Raw genomic sequence first — 6,286 nt, forward strand, 5'->3', positions numbered from 1 at the left:
GGCGCAGTTTTCGGACCGGCTGGCGATGTTCCTCTTCCGGCGGGGCGATGTCGCCCCGGCGCGGGCGGCGTTCGGCTGGAGCGTGCCGGAGAATCTCTGGAATTCCGATGCGCCGGAAGCCTATCCGCCGGAGTTCAGCACTCTGGGGCTGATCTCCCGGGTCGGCACCATAGTCGGAGAAAATGCGCCGCAGGGGGTGCGGCTGCTCACGCCGGAACAGGCGGAAGGGAAAGCGCCGCTCCCCGACAGCCGGATCAATGCCCTGCGCAACACCCTGCTCGCCCGTCGGATCGCGGAGAGCGATACCGGTGAACTCCGTCTCGATGCCGGACGCAATACGCTGGCGATCGCCACTCCCCGTTCCGAATGCGTGACCGTTGCGGCAGGATCTCTGCGAGCGGACCGCCTGAGCATTGCCGGAGCGCGTGTTCCTCAGACGGTGTCGCTCAGCACACTGGATGAACGCCCGATCGGGGAGAGCGGGAACATGCTGCTCTTCCACCTGACCAATGTACTGCCGAACAAGACCCGTTTCTCCGACGAGCGGATGACGCTGCTGGAGAGTTGGGGGGAACCGCGTCTTCTGCTGCGCCGGGATCCGGTCAAGGTCTCGCTCAAGCTGGATCCCGGCGTGCCGCCGACGGTCGACGCGCTGCGTTTCGACGGGAGCACGGCAGGAAGGGTGGCGTCGAAGTTTGAGAACGGCGTTCTCTCCTTTACGGCGGATCCCGGAGTGTTTCCCGGCGGCGTGATGGCGTACCTTCTCTCCCGCCGGTGAGCCGGGATCATTGCAACGGCGTTGATCCCTCCTGTGGCGTTGGTTTTTCCGAAGAATCTCCCTTCCTGCACATGGTTCAGATAAGTGAAGAGGGGATCGTACCGTGAGTCCGACAGTATAGTTGCACTGGTCGAAGCTCTTCAATGTGTTTTCCTGCGCAAAGTATATCCGCAATGAAATCGTTCTGCCTGGCGGCGGAGTGGTTGTATGCGCCGTGCAGAAAATTCCCTCGCAGGATCTCTGCGCGGATTTCAGGCTCTGCTGAGCCGGTTGGAACTGGAAAAATGATCGTGAGTCCGGCCTTCCGCCGCGAAGGCGGTGAGGTGGAAAGAACGCGGAATTTTGTTCCGGCCGGTTGAAAAGTTTCCGGGAAGATGCTATTGGTATTTTTGTGTACACGCTCTCCGCTGGAATCGGGGAGCATTTCAGAAACTGCAGGAAGGAGAAACTGGCTTATGCCGGATCTTTCTCTGGGAAAATTCTGCATTGTTGCAGGCTTCGGCAATGTCTTGGTGCGATGAGGCAGTGTCCGGAGCGTGGAATGAGTAAAATTCTCTTCATCGGCAGACCGCCGGCGGTGATACAGCACCGCCCGGGCGGTGCTTGCTGGTCGGCAGATGAGAAAGGCCGCGGACGGTGTTTCGTCTGCGGTTTTTGCTTTTTTGTCTTTGAAGAGAATCAGAATCATGCAACATTCAGAACAGAATTTCACGACCGGGAAAATCCCGGTACAGCTTTTTCATTTTTCCGTACCGCTTTTCTTTGCCAATGTACTGCAGGCGGCCTATCATCTGGTGGATATGATGGTGATCGGGTACTTTGTCGGCAGCTCCGGGCTGGCGGCGGTCGGCAACGCCTCCATGCTCTGTTTCATCATCAACAGTGTCGGCATCGGCATCACGCTGGGCGGCACTGTGGAGGTCGCCCGGGCTCGCGGCCGAGGGGATGTCGCGGCGGAACGGAACGCCGTCGGAGCGTTGTTCACCGTTACTGCCGCCGCCGCCCTGCCGGTGACGGCGGGCGGGCTTTGGTTCAGCCGGGCGGTTTTTCTCCGGATGGATATCCCGCCGGAAGCGCTTCCGGCAGCCTGCGAATATATGTACATTTTAAGTTGCGGAACTCTCTGTTCATTCGGCGGCAATGCGGTCTGCGCCCTGTTGCGCGGCCTGGGGGACTCCCGTCGGCCGCTGTTGTTCATCGCGGTGGCGGCGGTGGTCAACGTCGTACTGGATCTACTGCTGGTCGGGGCTGGGAAAATGGGAGTTGCCGGCGCGGCGTGGGCGACGGTGGCGGCGCAGGCCGCTGCCATGCTGACCGGAATCAGCTGGCTATGGCGACGGGGCTTTTTCCGCGGTTTTGACCGGCGGAGTCTCTTGCCGGAGCGGAAGATATTTCTGGGAATTCTGAAACCTGGAATTCCCAGTTCCCTGCAGATGATCGTGGTGAATGTTGCGTTCCTGCTGGTGACGGGAATGTTCAACCGTTTCGGCATGGCGGAGAGTGCGGCTGCCGCGGTCGGTCTCAAGGTCAGCACGCTGGCGGGGATGCCGAGCTGGGCGGTCGGACAGGCGGTGACCGCCATGGCCGCGCAAAATATGGGCGCGGGGAAAATCGCCCGGACGGCCCGGATCTGGCGGAACGGCATCGGGTTGGGGGTGCTGTTCACCGGAGTTGCCGTTCTGCTGATTCAGCTGACCGCCCGGCGGATCATCGGCTGTTTTGATACGTCGCCGGAGGTGGTGGAGTCCGGCGTGCTGTATCTGCGGATCTTCTGCTCATTCAGCGGATTCGCCTATGCGGTAATGTATATTTCCGACTCGTTTGCCACGGCGACGGGCGCACCGCTTCTGGCGCTGTGCAATGCGTTGCTGGAAGCGGTGGTCCTGCGGCTTCTGCTCTGTGGTCTGCTCGGATTTGTCTGCGGATACGGGTTTGCCGGCGTCTGCTGGGGAATGGCGCTTTCGACGTTGCCGCCGGCTCTGATTGGCCTCGCGTATTACCGCTTCGGCACCTGGCGCCGAAGCGGAAGGTGAAACGCAAACGGCAGAACAGCCTTCCCCGACTCAGAATGTGATCTCCGTGGTGCTTCCCGCCATCTCCCCATCCGGCAATGCGATGGTCCGGGTGACGCCGTCGAGCGTAAGGGTGATCCGGCGAAGTTCCGCGGTCGGATCCGCGGCAAACACCTTGCGCCCCGCAATCAGGAAGATTCCGGGCTGCCGGGTTTCGAACGGCCCGAGTTTCCCGGGGGCGTGAAAGATGGCGCCGATGGTGCCGTCGCTGAATTTCACCGCCTGACAGTTGTCATTGTTCGCGAGAATTTCAGTCCGGTTCCAGTTCGCCGTCTCTTCCGGTGTGGCGCCGGGGAGGATGGTGAACGCGTAGGAGGCGCTCTTCGGTCTGACACCGTGGGGAATTCGAAGTTCGAAGAGATCCCGCGTCTCCGGTTGCGGTGTCAGAAGGCCGCCGTTGAGAATGCGCCAGTCTCCGGTTCGTTTCCCGGTTTTCAGGGTGATATGTTCCCCGCGATACCCGATGCCGTCATGATGGAACCAGTTTTTCCCCTGCTTGATTTCTCCGTTGCGGAGACAGCAGTTGACGGTGGTGGCAACTTCATGCGGAACGGTGCCGCAGATGCCGGTCCCGAGCTGTAGAATGGCGTCCGTGTCGAAGAAATAGGCTTTTTTCGCCTTCACGCCGTCGAGATCCATGGTGAAGACCGCCGCGCCATGCGTGCCGTCGGTGACGCCGCCGACGAACTTCGTCTCGCCGAGCAGACGGGAGTCGCGGGTCGGACTGAGGGTCCAGCGCCTCTGGGTGTTCAGCGTGATGATCGGCGAGGCGGGGAGGGTGGTTCCCGGCAGGCGGGTCCAGTCCCAGCACGGCGTGATGTTTTCATACTCATTGCCGGAGCGCAGGATCAGGCAGCTGCCGTCGGAGAAGTAGCGCCCGAGCGCGTTGTCCCCGTTGGTGTCGTCTTCGATCGGCCGGACCCGAACCGAGTTCATGCGGACCGAGGCATACCATTGCGGACGGCGGTGCACCATGTAGTCGGAGTTCCAGAAGTGTCTGTTGCCGACGAGGGAATTGGTTTTGGTCTCATTGCGCTCCAGCACTTTCCGGTATGGAGCACTGCCGCCGGGATCGGCATTGCTCAGCTTCCGGAGTGCGGAAAGGGTGCGGTATCCTTTGGAACGGGCCGCGTTTCTGCCGAGTTGACGGCCGATGGCGAGGAGATCCATGTTGCCGTTCCAGAGCACCCACTGGAACCCGTCGAACGCGAGGTGGCGGATGACCTTCCATTGGTCGGCGGAGAACTGCCAGCGGGTGTCCTTCCAGAGATTGGACCAGTTGGCGACGTTGGCGAAGAATTCGCCGCCGTAGTTGCCGAACTGGATCTGCGGGCCGTGCTGATGGTAGCAGCCGTCGGCGCGAATCCCGCCGAACGCCCAGCGGGTCTTGTTGTGAACCGGGGCGGGCCGTACCTCTTCGGTGATGACTGCTGCGGCTTCGGCTGCCGCGGCAGGATCGCGCTCCACCAGTGCGCGGCGGAAGATGTTCTGGGCGATGAAGACCCGGTTGTTGCCGGTGTAGCGGGGCAGGAATTTTGCCTGGCGGCAGATCTTCAGTATGTTCTGCCGGAGCGGGTCATCGGGGAAAAGTTCCGGTGCAAGGAGCAGGATCTCCGTGAGATACTGTGGAATCGCCATGTCGTTCCACCACCAGTTGCCGCTTCGCGGCCGGTTTTCTCCCCACCAGTTCACCGCGTTGCGGAGCGCCCGGCCGAGCGCTTCGTCGTGGTGGAACTCATGACCGGCGGTACTCCAGGCCAGCGCGAACTCCAGGGCGTATTGGAGATGCCGGGCAACCTGCCAGCTGGAATTGTTCCGGTTGGAGTAGTCGATGTCACGGAAGGTGCCGTCGGCATTCTGCTGTGCGAGCCGACGGCGGATTGTGTCAGGCCGGACCCGGCTTTTCTGCAATTCGGCGCGCATTCGGGATTGTACCAGATCGAACTCCTTTTCCTGTTCCGGAGAAAGCGGCTGAGGCTTCTCGACATGGCCGGGCAGCGTGATGCGGAAACTGTCGAGATCGAATTCCACTTCCCCGGAACTTTCCTGCAGGCCGAGCCGGAACCGGCCGTTGTGCGCTCCCGGCGGAATCAGAACACACGCCGCTGTCGGACGCCAGTCGAACGTTCCATAAAACGCCGGTTCGCCGGTGTCGTAATAGTTTTTTTTCCCGTTGCGATCCTGATAGAACAGCATCACTTTGATGCCGTTGTAACTGTGGAGCGGCCGACTGATGTTTTTCCCCCGCATCCGGATGGAGAACATCAGCTCCTCTCCCGCGAAGGGAGCGAGGTTTATATTGAAGAAGGCGCAGTTTTTATTGGCGATATCCGGTGCGTTCTCCGGCACCCGGACCTGCAGAATTTTTCTGCCGTCCCGGCGGATGATGCGGGCATATCTGGTTTGTTCCCAGTCGATTTTTCCTTCGTCGATGCCCGCCGGCCGTGCCGCGGCCGTCGACAGAACCGCTCCCAGAAGCGCCGGCAGTATGAAAAGAATACGTTTGTACATGAGCGTTTCCTCTGAGGTTATCTCGGAATGCCGTCGAGGCCGAGCACATAGGTGATCTTGTTGGAGGTGGCGGCGAGTCCCTCCTTTGTCAATCCTTCGACATGGGCATCGATAAAGAGCGCATTGGTTTTGTTGGAATGGCGGAGCATCAGGGCGCTGGTTGTTTGCAGTTCGTTATGCTTGAATGTTTTAGGGGAAAGCATCTGCTGGCATTGCGGGTCGGTATAGTAATAGCCGGTGTCCGCCACGATCAGCGTGGTGGATGGGCGGCGGGCGGCGGCGATGAAGTGGTACTTCCTGATTTCATCCAGCCGGACCGGCACTGTGGCGCCGATCTCATTTTTCACGGTGTCGCCGGACCCCCAGTTTGAGGAGAACATGTATTCCACAATGCCGTAAGCGTAGTTGCTTTTGGGTGGTTGCTCCTTGACGGTGGGGCACTGGGTGACACTCTCCGAGGAGAGGTAACCGGTGAATCCGTACGCGGCGAAACTATTCTGCTGACCGTTTCCGCTGGAATAATATTTCCAGCCGAGCAGAGCGTTGTTCCATGCGACTGAAGTGTTGTCTCCTTCGGCAAGTCTTGTTTCTTTGACGACATATCCTCTGGCGTCGTTGGCGTACTGCTGCATGCCGATTCCGGTCTGCTTCAAATTGGAGACGCATTGGATTTCCCGGGCTCTCTCCCGCGCTTTGTTCAATGCAGGAAGCAACATTGCCGCCAGAACAGCGATGATTGCAATCACAACTAGAAGTTCTATCAATGTAAACCATGAACGTTGGAAACTGTATGTGCGGAAACGTCTGTCGGGCCGATATGCCATGATTTCTTCCTCCCTGGTTGGTTTGGGCATCAGATTGCTTTTCGGGACCTTTGTCTTGTTTATAATAGTATAGCATAATCGAGTGACTGTGTCAATAGGAG

4 protein-coding genes and 1 pseudogene are annotated in these 6,286 nt (G+C 59.7%); 2 read left to right on the top strand and 3 right to left on the bottom strand.

Annotation, left to right across the window (positions count from 1 at the left end; translation table 11 throughout):
- Window positions 1–778 (top strand): annotated as a pseudogene (locus ACMLHG_RS05850) (hypothetical protein); the annotation flags it as partial.
- Between the two features lie 76 nt (window positions 779–854).
- Here ACMLHG_RS05850 and ACMLHG_RS05855 read toward each other — a convergent pair.
- The gene (locus ACMLHG_RS05855; RefSeq protein ID WP_417169882.1) at window positions 855–1,466 is read right to left on the bottom strand and encodes a hypothetical protein; all 612 of its coding nucleotides are present in this window, start codon (window positions 1,464–1,466) and stop codon (window positions 855–857) included.
- On the opposite strand from ACMLHG_RS05855, the gene ACMLHG_RS05860 reads away from it, so the two are divergent.
- Complete coding sequence (locus ACMLHG_RS05860; RefSeq protein WP_417169883.1) at window positions 1,465–2,811, top strand: MATE family efflux transporter; 1,347 nt, start codon at window positions 1,465–1,467, stop codon at window positions 2,809–2,811. The genes ACMLHG_RS05855 and ACMLHG_RS05860 overlap by 2 nt on opposite strands.
- A 30-nt stretch (window positions 2,812–2,841) precedes the next feature.
- On the opposite strand, the gene ACMLHG_RS05865 is transcribed toward ACMLHG_RS05860, so the two are convergent.
- Both ACMLHG_RS05865 and ACMLHG_RS05870 read right to left on the bottom strand, forming a co-directional pair.
- Window positions 2,842–5,361 (bottom strand): polysaccharide lyase family 8 super-sandwich domain-containing protein, encoded by a 2,520-nt coding sequence (locus ACMLHG_RS05865; RefSeq protein ID WP_417169884.1) that lies wholly within the window; start codon window positions 5,359–5,361, stop codon window positions 2,842–2,844.
- Between the two features lie 17 nt (window positions 5,362–5,378).
- Window positions 5,379–6,185 carry a type II secretion system protein gene (locus ACMLHG_RS05870; RefSeq protein ID WP_417169885.1) on the bottom strand — a complete coding sequence of 269 codons (807 nt, stop codon included), beginning with the start codon at window positions 6,183–6,185 and terminating at the stop codon, window positions 5,379–5,381.
- Between the last annotated feature and the right edge of the window lie 101 nt (window positions 6,186–6,286).

Origin of the sequence: Victivallis sp. (genome assembly GCF_048170485.1) — a bacterium.
Taxonomy (GTDB): domain Bacteria; phylum Verrucomicrobiota; class Lentisphaeria; order Victivallales; family Victivallaceae; genus Victivallis.